Annotated in this window: 13 protein-coding genes and 1 pseudogene; 8 read left to right on the top strand and 6 right to left on the bottom strand. The window is 46.4% G+C overall.

The window, feature by feature from the left end; genetic code table 11:
* Positions 1-56: 56 nt before the first annotated feature.
* From AACV20_RS10990 to AACV20_RS10975, 4 genes are all read left to right on the top strand, one after another.
* Positions 57-953 carry a response regulator gene (locus AACV20_RS10990; protein WP_047688459.1) on the top strand — a complete coding sequence of 299 codons (897 nt, stop codon included), beginning with the start codon at positions 57-59 and terminating at the stop codon, positions 951-953.
* Positions 954-1,142: 189 nt separating this feature from the next.
* Entirely contained in the window at positions 1,143-1,907 is a 765-nt protein-coding gene (locus AACV20_RS10985) for a substrate-binding periplasmic protein (RefSeq protein WP_017049808.1), read from the top strand.
* A gap of 206 nt (positions 1,908-2,113) precedes the next feature.
* The gene (locus tag AACV20_RS10980) at positions 2,114-2,710 is read left to right on the top strand and encodes an IS5/IS1182 family transposase (protein ID WP_047688462.1); all 597 of its coding nucleotides are present in this window, start codon (positions 2,114-2,116) and stop codon (positions 2,708-2,710) included.
* A gap of 134 nt (positions 2,711-2,844) precedes the next feature.
* Positions 2,845-3,714: a cation diffusion facilitator family transporter gene (locus AACV20_RS10975; protein WP_017049539.1), complete on the top strand. Its 870-nt coding sequence runs from the start codon at positions 2,845-2,847 to the stop codon at positions 3,712-3,714.
* A gap of 157 nt (positions 3,715-3,871) precedes the next feature.
* Here AACV20_RS10975 and AACV20_RS10970 read toward each other — a convergent pair.
* The 3 genes and pseudogenes from AACV20_RS10970 to AACV20_RS10960 all read right to left on the bottom strand — a co-directional run bounded on the left by AACV20_RS10970 (position 3,872) and on the right by AACV20_RS10960 (position 7,161).
* Positions 3,872-4,591, bottom strand: a pseudogene (locus tag AACV20_RS10970) (IS5 family transposase).
* A 267-nt stretch (positions 4,592-4,858) separates the two neighbouring features.
* Positions 4,859-6,211 (bottom strand): glutathione-disulfide reductase, encoded by a 1,353-nt coding sequence (gene gorA / locus AACV20_RS10965; RefSeq protein ID WP_026028187.1) that lies wholly within the window; start codon positions 6,209-6,211, stop codon positions 4,859-4,861.
* A gap of 110 nt (positions 6,212-6,321) precedes the next feature.
* A complete protein-coding gene (locus tag AACV20_RS10960) occupies positions 6,322-7,161 on the bottom strand; it encodes a 23S rRNA (adenine(2030)-N(6))-methyltransferase RlmJ (RefSeq protein ID WP_170907288.1) in 840 nt (279 codons plus the stop codon).
* A gap of 205 nt (positions 7,162-7,366) precedes the next feature.
* Here AACV20_RS10960 and prlC point away from each other — a divergent pair, with 205 nt between their 5' ends.
* Together prlC and uvrD are read left to right on the top strand one after the other, a co-directional pair.
* Entirely contained in the window at positions 7,367-9,409 is a 2,043-nt protein-coding gene (gene prlC / locus AACV20_RS10955; protein WP_170907287.1) for an oligopeptidase A, read from the top strand.
* A 156-nt stretch (positions 9,410-9,565) separates the two neighbouring features.
* Complete coding sequence (uvrD, locus tag AACV20_RS10950; protein ID WP_170907286.1) at positions 9,566-11,740, top strand: DNA helicase II; 2,175 nt, start codon at positions 9,566-9,568, stop codon at positions 11,738-11,740.
* Positions 11,741-12,524: 784 nt separating this feature from the next.
* On the opposite strand, the gene AACV20_RS10945 is transcribed toward uvrD, so the two are convergent.
* The 3 genes from AACV20_RS10945 to rarD form a co-directional block, all read right to left on the bottom strand.
* Complete coding sequence (locus AACV20_RS10945; protein ID WP_017048237.1) at positions 12,525-13,184, bottom strand: LysE family translocator; 660 nt, start codon at positions 13,182-13,184, stop codon at positions 12,525-12,527.
* Positions 13,185-13,257: 73 nt separating this feature from the next.
* Positions 13,258-14,064, bottom strand: coding sequence for an AraC family transcriptional regulator (locus AACV20_RS10940; protein WP_026028188.1), 807 nt, complete (start codon positions 14,062-14,064; stop codon positions 13,258-13,260).
* A 120-nt stretch (positions 14,065-14,184) separates the two neighbouring features.
* The gene (gene rarD / locus AACV20_RS10935; protein ID WP_170907285.1) at positions 14,185-15,102 is read right to left on the bottom strand and encodes an EamA family transporter RarD; all 918 of its coding nucleotides are present in this window, start codon (positions 15,100-15,102) and stop codon (positions 14,185-14,187) included.
* A gap of 251 nt (positions 15,103-15,353) precedes the next feature.
* On the opposite strand from rarD, the gene recQ reads away from it, so the two are divergent.
* The gene (gene recQ / locus AACV20_RS10930) at positions 15,354-17,192 is read left to right on the top strand and encodes an ATP-dependent DNA helicase RecQ (RefSeq protein ID WP_170907284.1); all 1,839 of its coding nucleotides are present in this window, start codon (positions 15,354-15,356) and stop codon (positions 17,190-17,192) included.
* A complete protein-coding gene (locus AACV20_RS10925) occupies positions 17,185-17,487 on the top strand; it encodes a DUF3630 family protein (protein ID WP_013855693.1) in 303 nt (100 codons plus the stop codon). Before recQ ends, AACV20_RS10925 begins: the two co-directional genes overlap by 8 nt.
* Positions 17,488-17,524: the final 37 nt, after the last annotated feature.

The following is a 17,524-nucleotide window of genomic DNA, read 5'->3' as shown; positions in this document are numbered from 1 at the left end:
TGTTGTAAAAAAATGTGCCTATACTTTGAACAAGTTAGGACATAGAAAAATATGCTGTGAAGATTCTCATTGTTGATGACAGTAAAGCGACACTTGAAATAGTCAGACGAGCCTTAGAGGCGTTTGGCTACCGACGTTTGTCCATTCAAAAGGCAGACAATGGTAAGGCCGCACTCAAGCTGATTGGTAGTTGGCAGCCAGATATTGTCTTAACAGATTGGCATATGCCCGGCATGACGGGGCTGGAGCTGACACAAGCGATAACCAAACGTAAGCTCGGGATAAAAGTGGCGATGCTCACCACGGTGGCCGATGAGCAACAAATCAAACAGGCGCTTGAAGCTGGTGCGTCGTTTGTGTTATCGAAACCGTTTGACGATGGTGAACTACATCAAAAGTTGCTTCCTTTAGTGCAAGGAGCAGAAGAGAGCTACATTGAATTAGATGAAATGGTTGAGCTGCAAGATGAGTTGGCTTTACCAAAGCTTTCGCAGCTAGAGAAGCTGCTAAAAAGAGCGGTAGGTGCTGATATCGTGCTGAATAATATTCGTCGCCAATCGTTTGATGAGAGTAAAATCCCTTGTTTGATGGCAGTCTATGAAGATGGCGAAACGCAAAAGCCACGCGCGGTGGCACTGCTTGATATCTACGCCGTTTGTGTCTTTGCTAAAGGCAACCCCAGCATTACCAAAGAGCAACTACGACAAGCGGTACACAGCAAAATGGTCAGTAAAGATATTCTCGATACTTGCCAGAAAGTATTAAGTGCTTCCGCATTAGCGTTTCTTGATAATCAAACCCGCAAAAGCTTGAAGTTAAAAAATATCAGTTTTATCCCTCAATCGTTTGAAAAGCTCGAAACCCTATTTGCCAAAGAAGCGGATAAACGGGTCGATTTTTCCTGCCAAATGGGGGCGTTAGCCCAAGGGAAAATTACTTTGGTGGGATTTTAATCATCTTTAAGAGCATATTCTGAGGTTATCTTTATGACAGGATGATTTTTGCTATTGGGTATATTCTTAGATGATATTGATGAGCCGTTATTCATGAGATATAAGCAAAATTGCCACTTAGTGACTATACTGAAGTTATTCCTAAAAGTATTTAACATTAGGATTAATTGATTAATTAAAGGAAGCGATATGATAAAGTTTATACGGATATTCATCATTGGTTGCTTAAGCCTATTTATGTCAGCCCCACTTTTAGCGAATGTTACGTGGGAGGGGCATTGCCGAGATAGAAAGCCCTATCTTTATTTTGAAAATGGTGAGTGTAAAGGCCCTGGTGGCGATGTGATTAATCAGGTTATTCTTAAGTTGGGGCATAAAGTCCATTGGACAAAAGTTCCTTGGGCAAGAACCATTGGTGTCGCTCCACAGGGTGGAGTTGATCTTATTCCTCTGCACTCTATGGATGAAGAGAGAGAACAGTTTCTTCACCCATTATTAATGGGGTATGGTGAAAGAGAGGTGTTTTATTTTACTCGGACGAACTCGGATATTGATGCAAATAGTTTTGATGAAATTGTCAGCCGAGGTTTTGTTATTGGTGCACTCAATGGCAGTTTTTATAGTGACCAATTTAACCAAAATACAGACAAATTAAAAATCAGTTTTGTCACTAGCGTAGAACAAATTATTAATATGCTAGAGGCTAGTCGCATCGATCTTGCTATCACCTCTGAACAGCATGGGCTTAATCTTTTTGAAAATGACCCTAAATTAAAGAAAATAAGTTATAAAAACATTTACCTAAATGGTCGTTTTTTTAGTGTGCCTAAACGATCGGCGAACTATCAGTATATCGATCAGCTAGAGAGTATTTTAGCTGAAATGCGTCGTTCCGGAGAGATTACTAGGATATACGAATCTTATAACTTAGAAGCCCCAATTCAGAAAGAGTAGATTGAGGAATATTACATTTTATTTTTATATTTCATTGCGATATATCTATTCGTAATTTAAACAGCAGCGAGGCGGTTTATGACTCGCTGCTATTTTACGATAAAGAATGTTTAGTTTCTCATGACTTTGTTGCAGAAATCGAATGAACTAAATCAGAATTTTACGATCAGATCAGAGACGTGCATTCACTTACTTACTTTGATTTCATGCCAAAACCTCGCTATAAAACCACTAACTGGCGCAAGTATAATAACTCCTTAGTCAATCGAGCTTCATTCACGTTTTGGATTGACGAAGAGGCGATAACTGAGTGGAAACAACCTAAACAAGATAGACGTGAAAGACCGCGATTGTTTAGTGATCTAGCTATTACAACTGCCCTCATGGTAAAGCGCATCTTTTCCTTACATTTAAAGACGCTAGAAGGCTTTATCGACTCTGTTTTTAGATTGGCGAATGTCCCATTGGTTTGTCCCCATTATACCTGCATAAGTCGCCGAGCTAAGGATGTCGAGGTTTGCTCTAAAAGCTTTTCACTAGGCGCCTTCTGGGAAAAGGGGCATCCACGCAATCTAGCGGTTGGCTACCAGAAGCTTTATGGCTCGAACAAGAAGTGGAAAAAGCGGTATGGCTATCATAAGCGCTCGCTATCTGAGACAGCAATGTATCGCGTGAAACAGCTACTTGGAGCCTCACTCACTCTTCGTTATTACAATGCACAAGTTGGGAAGACTTACGCTATGCTCAAAGTACTCAATAAGTTGACTGGGATAGGTATGCCCAAAACTCAATATATCGTTTAAAGGCGAACGATTTAGCTAGCGTTCGCTCTTTAGCAACAAAGCCGTAAATTTGACAAAAATTATAGACATAAGGAGCGAATAGTTCGTGATAAGATTCGTAAAAGTGAGAAAGTTCACTTTTGTGGAGTTATGTCATGAATCGTAAAACTGGTGCAGCACTTCTTTCTGTCTGTTCAAACTGTGGACTTATTGTGATGAAAGTTGTTGCCGGTATCTTCGGTGGTTCGGTGAGTATTATTTCTGAAGCGATACACTCAGCTATGGATTTGATTGCTGCGCTGATTGCCTTGTTTGCTGTAAGACGATCGGATTTACCTCCGGATGCTAATCACCCTTACGGACATAGCAAAATTGAGAATATTTCAGGAGTTTTAGAAGCCTTGCTAATTCTGGGAGCGGCGGGATGGATAGTTTTCGAGGCGGTAGAAAGGTTGCTTGATCCGCAACCTGTCAGTGCAATAGGATTAGGGGTTGTAGTGATGCTGATTTCCGCGTTGATCAACGTTTTGGTATCACAACACTTGTACCGGGTAGCACGAGAAGAAGAGTCTGTCGCTTTGGAGGCAGATGCGTTGCATCTGAAAGTCGACGTTGTTACTTCAGTGGGTGTGGCGGCGGGGCTGGGGCTTATGCTGATCGCTAGTTACTTTGGTTATAACTGGTACTTTATTGATTCAATTGTTGCTATTGGTGTTGCACTATTCATCACCCGTGAAGGCTTTGACATGTTGCGTAATGCGTTTCGGCCTTTGCTTGATCACAGTATTTCTGAACAAGAGCTGACTTTGACTATTGAAACCATACGCAGCGTGTGCGGACCTGGCATAGATTTCTATCGACTGCGTACCCGCTATGCTGGGCGCAGCCGCCACATTGATTTCCATCTTACCGTCCCGAAACAGATGTGCGTTGAGCGTGCACACCAGAAGTGCGATGAAATCGAAGCAGCCATCATGGCAGTGCTGCCGAATGCCGAGGTGCTGATTCATGTTGAACCGACGTAAAGCCATCGAATAACTTAAGCGAACTGTAAATGTCCCATAGTCTTCGTACCGAAATATCGATGTCAGGTGTTCTATGGGGAAAAAAGCAGATAGTAGGTAAAATAGGCTTTGTTGCTGAATTCAGCTAAAGAGCGAACGCTAGCTAAATCGTTCGCCTTTAAACGATATATTGAGTTTTGGGCATACCTATCCCAGTCAACTTGTTGAGTACTTTGAGCATAGCGTAAGTCTTCCCAACTTGTGCATTGTAATAACGAAGAGTGAGTGAGGCTCCAAGTAGCTGTTTCACGCGATACATTGCTGTCTCAGATAGCGAGCGCTTATGATAGCCATACCGCTTTTTTCACTTCTTGTTCGAGCCATAAAGCTTCTGGTAGCCAACCGCTAGATTGCGTGGATGCCCCTTTTCCCAGAAGGCGCCTCCCTCACGTGGAGGGATTAGAGGGATCGCTTTCTTAACTCTAATCACCCTGTGGCACTCCCTTGTATCGTATGCGCCATCTCCCGAGATCTCCTTGATGGCTCGGCGTGTTTGTTTGAGTCGATTGGGGAGTACTTCAGCATCGGTTACGCCTGATAGTGTCAGCTCAGCTGCGATAATTTCATGAGTATCGGTATCAACAGCAAGATGGAGTTTACGCCAGACTCGATAAAGCGCTTCTAGCGCCTTTAAATGTAAGGAAAAGATGCGCTTTACCATGAGGGCAATTGTGATAGCTAGATCACTAAACAATCGCGGTCTTCCACGTCTATCCTGTTTAGGTTGTTTCCACTCAGTTATCGCCTCTTCGTCAATCCAAAACGTGAGTAAACCTCGATTGACTAAAGAGTTATTGTACTTGCGCCAGTTAGTGGTTTTATAGCGAGGTTTTGGCATGAAATCAAAGTAAGTGAATGCACGTCCCTGATCTGATCGTAAAATTCTGATTTAGTTCATTCGATTTCTGCAACAAAGCCGTTGGAAACCCCTTTAGTGAAATGGGAGGAATATCTGGTGATGCTTGCGGGTATATTCTGGGAACATTAACTGGTGATGTGTCAACTACGTAAACCATAAAAATACCCTCAAAAAATAAGCCTTTAATGAGGGTAGTTCACTTTTCCAGACTATGAAAATCTACAGTTTAGTTTTCCATAAAAAGATCTACATAGTAACGAACTCTTCACTACCCGTTGGGTGTATTGCCACAACTGAATCAAAATCGGCCTTGGTTGCGCCCATTTTCATGGCTACGCCAAAGCCTTGAATCATTTCATCAACCGCAAAACCGATGCCGTGTAGGCCAACAACGGTTTCTTCAGGGCCAGCGCATACTAGTTTCATTTTGCATGGTTGACGGTGAGAGGTGACGGCAGTGTACATGGCCGTGAAGCTAGAGGTATATACTTTGACATTCTCTTCGCCATATTGCGCTTGGGCTTCTTGCGTGGTGAGGCCAATTGTGCCGATTGGCGGATGGCTAAAGACTACGGTCGGGACTAGTTTGTAATCCATCTTCGCATCGGTTTTGCCATTAAAAAGGCGCTCTGAAAGTTGACGGCCTGCTTTGACGGCAACTGGTGTGAGCTCGATACCGCCTTCCATGATATCGCCGACACAGTAAATGCCCGCGACGTTGGTTTGCTGGTACTCATCAACCTTAATATAACCTTGTGCATTAGTTGCCACACCCGTTGCTGCTAGGTTTATCGCATCGGTTGCTGGGTGGCGGCCGATTGCCCAAATGAGCGTATCAACGTTTTGGCTTTGGCCATTTTCAAGGTGTAGAGTCAGGCTGCCATCGGCTTCTTTGATCACTTCTTTTGGCACTGAATGAGTATGTAATGTTGGGCCTTCCGCCGCCATGACTTCAGTGAGTGTTTCGATGATCATGGGATCAAAGCTGCGCAGTGGTGATTCTTTGCGCACGTAAAGGTGCGTTTCAGTGCCGAGTGCGTTGAGTACGCCCGCGATTTCAACCGCAATATAACCTGCGCCCACAACCGCGACGCGTTTAGGCTGTTCGGTCAAGTCAAAGAAACCATTGGAATCAATGCCGTATTGCGCCCCTGGGATAGCCGGAATGGTTGGGCGTCCGCCAACGGCAATCAGGATATGGTCTGCTGTGTAGTGTTCACCGTTTACTTCTACGGTTTTTGCATCAACAAAGCGTGCAAAACCGCGGATCACTTCCACTTTATTATTGCCCAATACGCGGTCGTATGATTGATGAATACGGCCAATATACGCTTGGCGGCTCTCAATCAGTTTTGACCAATCTAATCCTTTGACATCGACATCGAAGCCGTAATCTTTGGCATAAAGGTGCATTGCTTCAGCAATTTGCGCGCCATGCCACATCACTTTTTTCGGAACACAACCGACGTTGACACAAGTGCCGCCAAGGTCTTTGGCTTCAATCAGTGCGACTTTCGCACCATACATTGCCGCGCGATTCGCTGAAGCGATACCACCAGAGCCACCACCGATACAGATATAATCAAAATGCGTTGTCATTACTTTCTCCATTATTCTTTTTTCATCCTGTTTGACCTTGGTTTTGTACGGTGTTGGCAACCATAGCAAGGCGAAAAAGGTTCTCTACTTCTTTGATAGATTGGGTCAGTTTATTCTGGTACAACCCATTCGACTTTAAAATGACCGGTTACCGGGGCAATCGCTTGCTGAAGAAACGGTAAAATTTCCTGCATTTGCCCTTCCAGTGTCCACGGTGGGTTAATCACTATCATGCCTGAAGCGGTCATGCCACGTTCATGGGTGTCTGGCGATACGCCCAATTCAATTTGTAAGATTTTGCGAATACCGAGGCTTGCCAGCCCTTCAAGCAAGTCCTCAATGGTGTCGCGATTCACTACGGGATACCAAATGGCGTAGATACCCGTCGCCCAGCGCTTATAACTTTGGGCAATGGCTCTTACGACATCGCTGTACTCTTTGGCCAATTCGTAAGGGGGATCGATCAACACTAAGCCGCGACGCTCTTTCGGTGGCAGGCTACCGATTAAGCGTTGGAAACCATCTTCTTTGTAAATCGATACCTGACGATCTCGGTGGAACTCTTGCTCGAGCAAAGGGTAATCGCTCGGATGCAATTCAGTGAGCACCATACGATCCTGCGCGCGTAGATGAGCACGCGCCACACGCGGTGAGCCGGGGTAGTAGCGTAACTCTTCGCTTTCATTGAGCGCTTTTACTGCCTCAAGGTAGCTTTGAATGGCTGGTGGCGTTACATTTTGTTGCCAAATACGAGCAATCCCTTGTTTATATTCACCGGTTTTTTCTGACCATTCATGGGTCAAGTCATAACGGCCCACGCCAGAATGGGTGTCATGATAAACAAAAGGCTTCTCTTTTTGCTGTAATGCATTGAGGACAAGGCTTTGTACGATATGCTTTAATACATCCGCGTGGTTGCCCGCGTGAAAACTGTGGCGATAACTTAGCAAAATAGGCTCTCAAAACACCCCAAATGGAGTGTGTTTCATCAATCAAACGTATTGGCTGATTATACGCCACTATTGAAAATTGCTGAACCTACCTATATTTACTATTTCAGATAAACAAAATCGACGGTTGCCGTGAAACAATCAGTGACTGTTGCAGAAAAAAGCATCAACGTGCAGGCGCGTCTTAACTTAAAAGGAATGTTTTATGTCTAATCCACTTCTCACTTTCACGGATTTACCGCCGTTTTCCGCCATTAAGCCAGAGCATGTGAAGCCTGCGGTTGAGAAAGCGATAGAAGATTGCCGCACCGAAATTGAAAAACGCCTTGCTGGCAATAGCACCCCAACGTGGCAAAACTTGATTGCACCCATTGAAGAGGTGGATGATCGCTTAAGCCGTATTTGGTCGCCAGTGAGCCACCTTAATTCCGTGCTCAATAGCGATGAAATGCGTGATGCGTACGAAAGCTGTTTGCCGCTGCTGTCTGAATACGGCACTTGGGTTGGGCAACATAAAGGCCTGTTTGAAGCCTATAAGAGCATGAAAGCCAGCGATACTTTTTCCTCGCTCTCTCAAGCGCAGCAAAAAACCATCAATGATGCACTGCGTGATTTTGAGCTATCGGGTATCGGCTTGCCATTGGCAGAGCAAAAACGGTACGGCGAGATCAGTAAACGTCAATCTGAGTTGGGTTCTAAGTTCTCTAATAACGTACTGGATGCCACGATGGGCTGGACCAAGCACATTACCGACGCCAATCAATTAGCGGGCATGCCAGAATCGGCGTTGGCAGCTGCACAAGCGGCGGCGCAAGCCAAAGAGCTCGATGGTTATTTATTAACGCTCGACATTCCTTCTTATCTGCCAGTGATGACTTATTGTGATAACCAAGCTCTGCGCAAAGAGCTTTATGAAGCGTATGTTACGCGTGCCTCGGATCGCGGGCCAAATGCGGGCAAGTGGGATAACAGCGAAATCATCGCTGAGAAGCTCAAACTGCGTCATGAAATAGCCCGTATGCTCGGTTTTAATACCTACAGTGAAAAATCACTGGCGACCAAAATGGCGCAAACGCCCGATCAAGTGTTAGGGTTTTTAAATGATTTAGCCACTAAAGTGAAACCGCAAGGTGAGCGTGAAGTAGAAGAGTTGCGTCAATTTGCGCAGCAAGAGTTTGGCGTGACCACGCTAGAGTTGTGGGATATCGCTTACTACAGCGAAAAACAGAAACAGCACTTGTTTGATATTTCAGATGAAGAGCTGCGCCCTTATTTCCCAGAGTCGAAAGTGGTGAGCGGCCTATTTGAAGTACTCAACCGCGTATTTGGCATGAGCGTAAAAGAGCGCTCTGGGGTTGATACTTGGCATCCATCGGTGCATTTTTTCGATATTTTTGATTCGAAAGGATCACTGCGTGGCAGCTTCTATCTCGACCTGTATGCACGCGAACATAAGCGTGGCGGCGCGTGGATGGATGATTGCCGTGGCCGCCGTATCACTCAAAATGGCGAGCTACAAACACCAGTGGCTTATTTGACCTGTAACTTTAATCGCCCAATCGGTGATAAACCTGCGTTATTTACTCATGATGAAGTGGTCACTTTGTTCCATGAGTTTGGACACGGGATCCACCACATGTTGACTCAAGTTGAAGTGGGTGCGGTATCTGGCATCAATGGTGTACCGTGGGATGCAGTTGAACTGCCAAGTCAGTTCCTTGAAAATTGGTGCTGGGAAGAAGAGGCGTTAGCGTTTATTTCAGGTCATTACGAAACGGGTGAACCGCTACCGAAAGAAATGCTCGATAAAATGCTCGCGGCGAAAAACTTCCAGTCAGCGATGTTTATTTTGCGCCAACTTGAATTTGGTTTGTTCGATTTCACCTTGCACACCACTTACGATCCCGAAGTAGGCCCGCAAGTGTTGGAAACTCTCGCCCAAGTGAAAAAGAAAGTGGCCGTGTTACCAAGCCTCGAATGGAACCGTTTCTCACACAGCTTTAGCCACATCTTTGCTGGCGGTTACAGCGCAGGTTACTACAGCTACTTATGGGCAGAAGTGCTTTCGGCGGATGCGTTTTCTCGCTTTGAGGAAGAGGGAATTTTTAACCCACAGACTGGGCAAAGTTTCTTGAACAACATCCTTGAAATGGGTGGTAGTGAAGAGCCGATGGAGCTATTTAAACGCTTTAGAGGCCGCGAGCCGCAAATTGATGCGTTGCTGCGTCATGCGGGGATCGCCGCGTAGTCACGCGCTTAAAATGCGATGAAGCTCGAATTAGCCCACCTTTGCGGTGGGTTTTTCATTTTTGAATGCCCAGAAAAATGTGATAGAGACGAGCATCTTGCCGCGATTTGAGGTTATAATCTGGGCAATTATGTATAAATAACCAGTAGCTTAGCCATGATGGATCCTTCTCTCTTACTCGACGGTCTCAACGATAAACAGCGCGAAGCGGTTGCCGCGCCTTTAGAAAACTTGCTGGTGCTTGCCGGAGCGGGGAGTGGTAAAACCCGAGTATTGGTGCATCGCATTGCTTGGCTTATCTCGGTTGAAAACGCCTCGCCTTTTTCAATCATGTCGGTGACTTTTACCAACAAAGCGGCGGCGGAAATGCGTGGCCGAATTGAAGAGTTGATGATGGGCAGTGCATCGGGCATGTGGAATGGTACCTTCCACGGTATTTGCCACCGTATTTTACGCGCTCACTATCTTGACGCTCGCCTGCCTGAGGATTTTCAGATCCTCGATTCTGAAGATCAACTGCGTTTGCTGCGTCGTTTAATCAAAGCACAAAACTTAGATGAGAAGCAGTGGCCTACGCGCCAGGTGTGCTGGTGGATTAACGGTAAAAAAGATGAAGGTCTTCGTCCGAAGCACATCGATGCGTACCGCGATCCCGTGACTCAAACCTATTTGCAGCTTTATTCCGCCTACCAAGAGGCGTGCGATCGCGCAGGTTTGGTTGATTTTGCCGAAATTTTGCTGCGTTGCCACGAGATGTTGCGTGATAAGCAGCACATTCGTGAACATTATCAAGCGCGCTTTAAACACATCTTGGTCGACGAATTTCAAGACACCAATAACATCCAATACGCGTGGCTGCGCATGATGGCTGGGCGCGATTGCCACGTGATGATCGTCGGTGATGATGATCAGTCCATTTATGGCTGGCGTGGTGCCAAAATTGAAAACCTCGAAAAATTCACGCAGGAATTTCCGAGCGTTAATACCATTCGTTTAGAGCAAAACTACCGTTCAACCAAAACCATTTTGCAAGCCTCGAACGCACTGATCGCGAACAACACCGAGCGAATGGGTAAAGAGCTCTGGACAGATGGCAGCGAAGGCGAGCCAATTTCTATCTATTCGGCCTACAACGATCTTGATGAGGCGCGTTTTACCGTCAATAAAATCAAAGAGTGGCGAGATAAAGGTGGCGCATTAGAGGATTGTGCGATGCTTTATCGCAACAACGCCCAATCTCGTGTTTTGGAAGAAGCCTTGATTCAAGCAGGCTTGCCCTATCGCATCTACGGCGGCATGCGCTTCTTCGAGCGCCAAGAGATCAAAGATGCGTTAAGTTACTTGCGTTTGATGTCTAACCGCAATGATGATTCGGCCTTTGAGCGAGTCGTAAATACGCCACCGCGTGGTTTGGGTGATAAAACGCTGGAAACCATTCGTTTTGCGGCGCGAGATCGCGGTTGTACCTTGTGGCAAGCGAGCCTTGTGCTGTTGGAAGAAAAAGTGCTCACAGGACGTGCGGCAAGCGCATTAAGCCGGTTTATTGAACTGGTCAATGCCCTTGAAGATGATAGCGCTGAGATGCCGTTACACAGTCAAACCGACCATGTAATCAAAACCTCAGGTTTGTTTGAGATGTATCAGCTTGAAAAGGGTGAAAAGTCTAAAGCCAGAATTGAAAACTTGGAAGAGCTAGTCACCGCAACACGTCAATTTGAAAAGCCAGAAGAAGCGGATGAGATGAGCATGTTGGCGGCCTTTTTAACCCACGCAGCGCTGGAAGCGGGCGAAGGGCAGGCTGACGAATTTGATGATGCCGTACAGTTAATGACACTGCACAGCGCGAAAGGGTTAGAGTTCCCGTTGGTGTTTATGGTTGGCGTTGAAGAGGGCATGTTCCCTAGCCAAATGTCGGCCGAAGAAGCGGGGCGATTGGAAGAGGAGCGCCGTTTGTGCTACGTCGGAATGACGCGCGCCATGCAAAAGCTCTACATTACTTACGCTGAAATTCGCCGTTTATACGGTCAGGATAAATACCATAAGCCGTCACGCTTTATCCGTGAGCTGCCAGAAAAGTGCCTTGATGAAGTGCGCATGAAAGCGCAAGTGAGCCGACCAAGCAGTGCCGGGCGTTTTAGTCAAACAGCGGTCAAAGAGAACTTTAACGAGACAGGCTTTAGCTTGGGCGCACGCGTGAAACACCCTATTTTTGGTGAAGGCACCATCATTAATTTCGAAGGTAGTGGCCCGCAAAGTCGAGTGCAAGTCGCTTTTAACGGTGAAGGCATTAAATGGCTAGTGACTGCTTATGCCAAGCTAGAGAAACTATGATCTTCCTTGTACGAAGAAAGGGTACTTTTCTTTGCTGAGATGGTTGGATTGTTCTCCTCCCTCTTTGAGGGGGAGGCAGGGAGGGGGTGTTTATGGCGTTGTTTAAACCAAATACCTAACCTAGTTGTTCAAGATATGAAAGCTGGATAACTCATCTACTTATCCGATCCAAAAGAAAAACCCCGAGGGCTTGCGCCCTGCGGGGTTATAGTCTTACTTGCAGCAATCCAGCTACGAAAGTGCTCCATGCATCAAATCCATGATAGTGGCTGAATTCCGTCAGCTTAATCCGTTCTTCGCCTTCCTAGCGGTGTCCTTGGTGACTTCCTAGTCTGCTAACCATCCACGTTAGCGCGCTTCACTTGTTCCTTGAGCGGTGTCCTTTACATCATCCTGATGTTCAGTCCTTGCCTCGTCCAGAGGTGTCCATCGTCTTTCCTTAGTAGTAACCATCCTAGCTACTATTGCGTCCATTCAATGTCCAATTTGCTTTCCGTGCCGACCATCCATCCTGAGCAGTCGTCTCTTCATCCTGAAGATGACCAATCCGTGGTGCTTTCCTGTTCCGTGTCAGAATCCTTCCGACAAGGTTCATATTACCCATCTCTAATTTATCGGCAATGCTAGAGAAACTCTTTTTTCGCAAAGGGTTTCTCTATCTGGTTATTATTTTATTTAAAATCAATCAGTTAAGTTTTTTGGTGTTGATTTTCCTACTCAAAAAGCGATATTTGCTCACTCGCTTGTAAGAGATCTCGCACAAAAATGGGCGCGAATCGCTGCATCAATGGCTAAGGCTAAGCAGCGCTTGCAATAAAATAAGTCCACCGATGAGCGTAAAAATGATGCCACATACCGCATCAATATACACAGTGAGTGATTGCAAACGTTTTTGTAGGCGGGCGGTGGAGAGCATCCACGCCAAGGTTGAGAACCACATAAAAGAGAGCCCCCAAAGAATCAGCAAGGCGATACCTTTACCTGAAAAGGACATCCCCACAGGCACTAAACTCGACATTAAGCTGATAAAAAAGACCAAAGCTTTTGGATTAAAAATATTGGTGATAAAACCGCGGGAAAAGGCTTGGCGTTGATTTTCGATCAGCTTGTAGCGCTCATTGTTGACTCCGACAGCTTGTGGCGATCGCCAGGTGGCGTAGATGGATTTGAGTGCGCCCAAGCCTAAATAGAATAAATACCCCCCGCCGGCCAGTTGCACCATCGCAAACAGTGCGGGTTGTTGATGCACCAAATAGCTTATCCCTGTGAGGCTAAGCAATGAGTGAATGACAATGCCACATGATAACCCTAGCGCAATAAAAACTCCGGTTCTGCGACCGTAACGGGTGGAATTTTGTACCACCAGTGCCACATCTGGGCCGGGGCTTAATAATGCCATAAAATGTACGCCAGCCAATGTGGCCAATATGGAAAGTTCGTTCATGTATTCTCCTCATGTTTTACGGTGAGTATGCGTGGAGAAAACGTGCTTGCCTTGTAAATTTCTGACAGTTTGGTTAGTAAAGTGTGCGATTGATGGCGGAGGGTGGCAGGCCAAAGGTTGCTTTGAACGCCTTACTGAAATGGGCTTGATCATAAAAACCGACTTGATAGGCGACTTCAGTGCTAGAGGTGCCGGTTTTCAACAATTTCATCGCTTGCTCTAAACGTAAACGCAATAACCACGCATAAGGTGTGATGCCCGTTTGCGCCTTGAAATGGCGCTGAAACTGAGTGGGTGAAAGCTGGCAAAGCTGAGCGAGTTGTTCAAGGCGGATTGGTTGGTCGAGTTGACTGAGTACCCACTCTTTCAGCGTGGCGAGGTTGCGCTGGCCAAGCGGTTTAACCTCCGGCAGTTTCAAGTGGCTATAGCGTTCAAGTAAAGGTGTGAACCCTTGGTAGGGTAAGCAATCTTTAGCGAGTTGACTGAGCTTATCCTGCTTCATGGTGTGATGAAGTTGCAGCAGTGAGCAAAAAAGTGGCGCGTCATCGACTATTAACTGCTCAAAACCCAGCACTTGTTCAATCTGCTTGGCTTCTAAGGTTTGCTGTAGCCAAGTAGGTTCAATAGCAAACACTTGCACTTGGTAGCCAGAGCCATTGTGCGCTTGCCCATCGTGCAGTTCATCTGGCGACATCAGAACTACGCCGCCCCGTTGTACCTGATGCCAAGCGCCTTGGTGGTAGAAGCGCTGCGTTCCTTGAGTGATAAGGCCAATATGAATATCAAGATGGTAGTGGCGATCAAACGCAAACTGACGATAGTCTGCATCAATCAGACCGATCGCAGGATAGGCCGTTTGGCTGTAGCTCACTTTATCCATAGAGACCAAAATTTAGGGTTGAATAATGCAAGCTTAGCCAGCCATGTCGCCACTGTCTTGTAAAAAATGATCACAGAGCCCTCGATCGCTTTGACGAACGAGGGGAATAAACAATCCTAATTAAACGGATGCCCGTTGAGCGCGTCGCGCGGTTCGGCCTGTTTTTAAACCATCAAAACTGAACAGCAACAATGCAGCCCAAATAAAGGCAAAAGTAATGGCTTTATCACTAGAGAAGGCTTCACCGTAAACCAAGACAGCGAGCAAAAACATCAAGCTTGGGCCGATGTATTGGAAGAAACCCAGCGTTGAAAGTTTTAAACGCGTTGCTGCTCCTGTGAAACAAAGCAAAGGCAAGGTCGTGATGACGCCAGCTGCGATCAGCAGTAGGTTGAGGTTAAGCGGATTGAGCGCCATATCTGAAGTTGGCGAGCTGGCGATAAACAACAGATAAATCAACGCCGCGGGTAACATTACCAAGGTTTCGATAAACAAACCTGTTTGGGCATCAACCGCCACTTTTTTACGCAGTAAGCCATACAAGCCAAAAGTGGTCGCCAAAGCGATGGCGACCACAGGAATCGAACCAAACACAATTAACTGAATGGCCACACCAATGGTGGCTAGCGCTACCGCGACCCACTGCAGTTTGCGTAATCGCTCACCAAGAAAAAGCATGCCGAGCACCACATTGAGCAGTGGGTTAATGTAATAGCCTAAACTGGCATCTAACATATGATTAGCATTGATCGCCCAGATGAAAATTAACCAGTTCACCGCAACCAGACAAGCGGTGGTCATTAGATAGATCATCTTTGATTTATGAGTAATCACACTGCGTACACTACGCCAGTTGCGGCCAAAATGAAGTAGTGCTGCTAACAAGAAAAACGACCACACTACGCGGTGAGTGAGGATCTCAAGTGCAGGAATATTGTTGATTGCTTTAAAATAGATCGGTGCGATGCCCCACATAGTGTAAGCACCAATAGCGAGTAAAACGCCTTGTCTGGAGCGTTGTTGTTCTTCTGCGGTCATGATGAATTCTCAAAGGAGTGAAGTGCTGAGCCAGCGAAACGATTCGACAGTATATACTGTTCCTCAAGTAAGTTGCAGCTTTGTTAATCAACCGCCTACTCGGGAGTTTGAGTGGCGAATAATGGCCGAGAATCAAGTGATTCGCTTTACCGCTACATTTTGCGGTTTTATTCACCATCGAACCCCACTACAATAAGACGCTTTGCGGTATAGCGGTTGCTCTACCCCTTTTGTTCACCCTTGGAAATTTCATGACCGCAACGTTAATGGCTCAACAAACCGATCCTCAACCTGAGACACCGCACAGTATTTTACAGACTGTGTTCGGTTATCAGTCGTTTCGTGTCGGCCAGCAAGAGGTGATTGACGCTTCGTTAGCGGGGCAAGATAGCTTAGTTATCATGCCAACGGGTGGGGGGAAATCGCTCTGTTATCAGATCCCTGCGTTAGTCAAAGAGGGCATCACTTTAGTCATCTCGCCGCTCATTTCGTTGATGAAAGACCAAGTGGATCAGCTCAAAGCCAACGGTGTCGCGGCTGAGTGTATTAATTCAAGTATGTCACGTGAGATGCTGATGTCGGTGTATAACCGAATGAACGCGGGGCAACTGAAGCTGATTTACGCGTCGCCTGAGCGCGTTTTGATGCCCGATTTCATCGAACGCTTGCAGCAGTTGCCATTGGCGATGATTGCCGTGGATGAAGCACACTGTATTTCTCAATGGGGGCACGATTTTCGCCCTGAGTATGCGGCGTTAGGCCAACTTAAACAGCATTTTTCATACGTGCCTTTTATGGCGCTGACGGCAACGGCTGATGACGCCACGCGCGTGGATATTTTGCACCGTTTGCAGTTGCAAGAACCGCATGTCTATCTGGGCAGCTTTGATCGCCCTAATATCCGCTATACCTTGGTCGAAAAGCACAAACCGGTTTCACAGGTGATCCGCTATCTTGATACGCAAAGAGGGCATTGCGGCATCATTTACTGTGGCAGTCGCAAAAAAGTAGAAATGCTGACAGAAAAACTGTGCAACAACCATTTACGAGCAGCCAGTTACCATGCGGGTATGGACGCCGATGAGCGCGCTTATGTGCAAGAAGCATTTCAGCGTGATGACATTCAGATAGTGGTTGCTACCGTCGCATTTGGAATGGGGATTAATAAACCCAACGTGCGTTTTGTGGTGCATTTTGATATTCCGCGCAACATCGAATCTTACTATCAAGAGACCGGGCGCGCCGGGCGAGACGGTTTACCAGCCGAAGCGATGATGCTCTATGATCCAGCCGACATCAGTTGGCTGCGTCGAATGTTAGATGAGAAGCCGGAAGGGCCACAAAAACAGGTGGAAAGCCATAAGTTGGGCGCGATGAGTGCTTTTGCTGAAGCACAAACTTGCCGCCGCCAAGTGTTGCTCAATTATTTTGGTGAATATCGAGATAAACCTTGCGGCAACTGCGATATCTGCCTTGATCCCCCCAAGCATTTCGATGCCACGCAAGAGGCGCAAAAAGCATTATCGTGCGTTTATCGCGTCAACCAAAGTTTCGGTATTGGTTATGTGGTGGAAGTGATGCGCGGTATGCAAAATATCCGTATTCGTGAAAATGGCCACGACAAGCTCACGACTTACGGCATTGGTCGCGATCATAGCCATGATTATTGGGTGAGTATTTTCCGTCAGTTGATCCATAAAGGGTTGTTGCAGCAAAACATTACTCGCAATTCGACCTTGCAGTTGACGGAAGAGGCGCGACCGCTGCTGCGTGGAGAAATGCCATTAGAGTTAGCTATTCCACGCTTAGACACAGCCGCTCGTGCGGCGAAATCAGATAAGTTATCCAACAAAAACTACGACAAACCACTGTTTGCCAAATTGCGTAAATTGCGTAAATCGATTGCTGATGAAGATGGCCTGCCGCCTTACGTGGTCTTTAGCGATGCGACCTTAATTGATATGGCGGAAATATTGCCCACTTCGTACGGAGAAATGTTGGCCGTTAACGGCGTTGGGCAACGCAAGCTTGAAAAATACGCCGACCCATTTTTAGACCTGATTCAGGAGCACTTAACCCACCATGGCTGAGTTCGGTTTAGCACACAATTTACAAGATGAAGGGCGACTCGTCCTGAGTACACCGCGTTTTGATGTCGATACTTTTCCTGCACTAGGCGAGCGTTTGGTCAAGCAGCTTTCGGCTACAGTGATAGAAAAACAGTGGGATGCGGACATTCACTCATGGTTGATTGATTTTGAAGGTTGCTTACTTTTTCTCAAAGCCGAGCATTACAGCGAGTCGGTTTGGCTTGAAGCACTTGCCATCAAAGAGAGCCAAGAAGAGTTGGCGTTTCTCGCGCAATTATTAGCGCGAGGTTTCTAAGCGTATAGATCAACTCTGCATATCCGCCTTTTGGTCC

Source organism: Vibrio sp. B4-6 (assembly GCF_963888245.1).
GTDB classification, from domain to species: Bacteria; Pseudomonadota; Gammaproteobacteria; order Enterobacterales; family Vibrionaceae; genus Vibrio; species Vibrio anguillarum.
Note: the sequence above shows the minus strand (reverse complement) of the source record. Positions and strands in the feature narration are given on the sequence as shown.

What these genes read in the sequence shown, in the direction of transcription:
- AACV20_RS10980 (WP_047688462.1), top strand. Translation starts at nt 2,114, where the DNA reads ATGCCAAAACCTCGCTATAAAACCACTAACTGGCGCAAGTATAATAAC.
- recQ (WP_170907284.1), top strand. Translation starts at nt 15,354, where the DNA reads ATGACCGCAACGTTAATGGCTCAACAAACCGATCCTCAACCTGAGACA.
- AACV20_RS10940 (WP_026028188.1), bottom strand. Translation starts at nt 14,064, where the DNA reads ATGGATAAAGTGAGCTACAGCCAAACGGCCTATCCTGCGATCGGTCTG.
- prlC (WP_170907287.1), top strand. Translation starts at nt 7,367, where the DNA reads ATGTCTAATCCACTTCTCACTTTCACGGATTTACCGCCGTTTTCCGCC.
- uvrD (WP_170907286.1), top strand. Translation starts at nt 9,566, where the DNA reads ATGATGGATCCTTCTCTCTTACTCGACGGTCTCAACGATAAACAGCGC.
- gorA (WP_026028187.1), bottom strand. Translation starts at nt 6,211, where the DNA reads ATGACAACGCATTTTGATTATATCTGTATCGGTGGTGGCTCTGGTGGT.
- AACV20_RS10925 (WP_013855693.1), top strand. Translation starts at nt 17,185, where the DNA reads ATGGCTGAGTTCGGTTTAGCACACAATTTACAAGATGAAGGGCGACTC.
- AACV20_RS10985 (WP_017049808.1), top strand. Translation starts at nt 1,143, where the DNA reads ATGATAAAGTTTATACGGATATTCATCATTGGTTGCTTAAGCCTATTT.
- AACV20_RS10975 (WP_017049539.1), top strand. Translation starts at nt 2,845, where the DNA reads ATGAATCGTAAAACTGGTGCAGCACTTCTTTCTGTCTGTTCAAACTGT.
- rarD (WP_170907285.1), bottom strand. Translation starts at nt 15,102, where the DNA reads ATGACCGCAGAAGAACAACAACGCTCCAGACAAGGCGTTTTACTCGCT.
- AACV20_RS10945 (WP_017048237.1), bottom strand. Translation starts at nt 13,184, where the DNA reads ATGAACGAACTTTCCATATTGGCCACATTGGCTGGCGTACATTTTATG.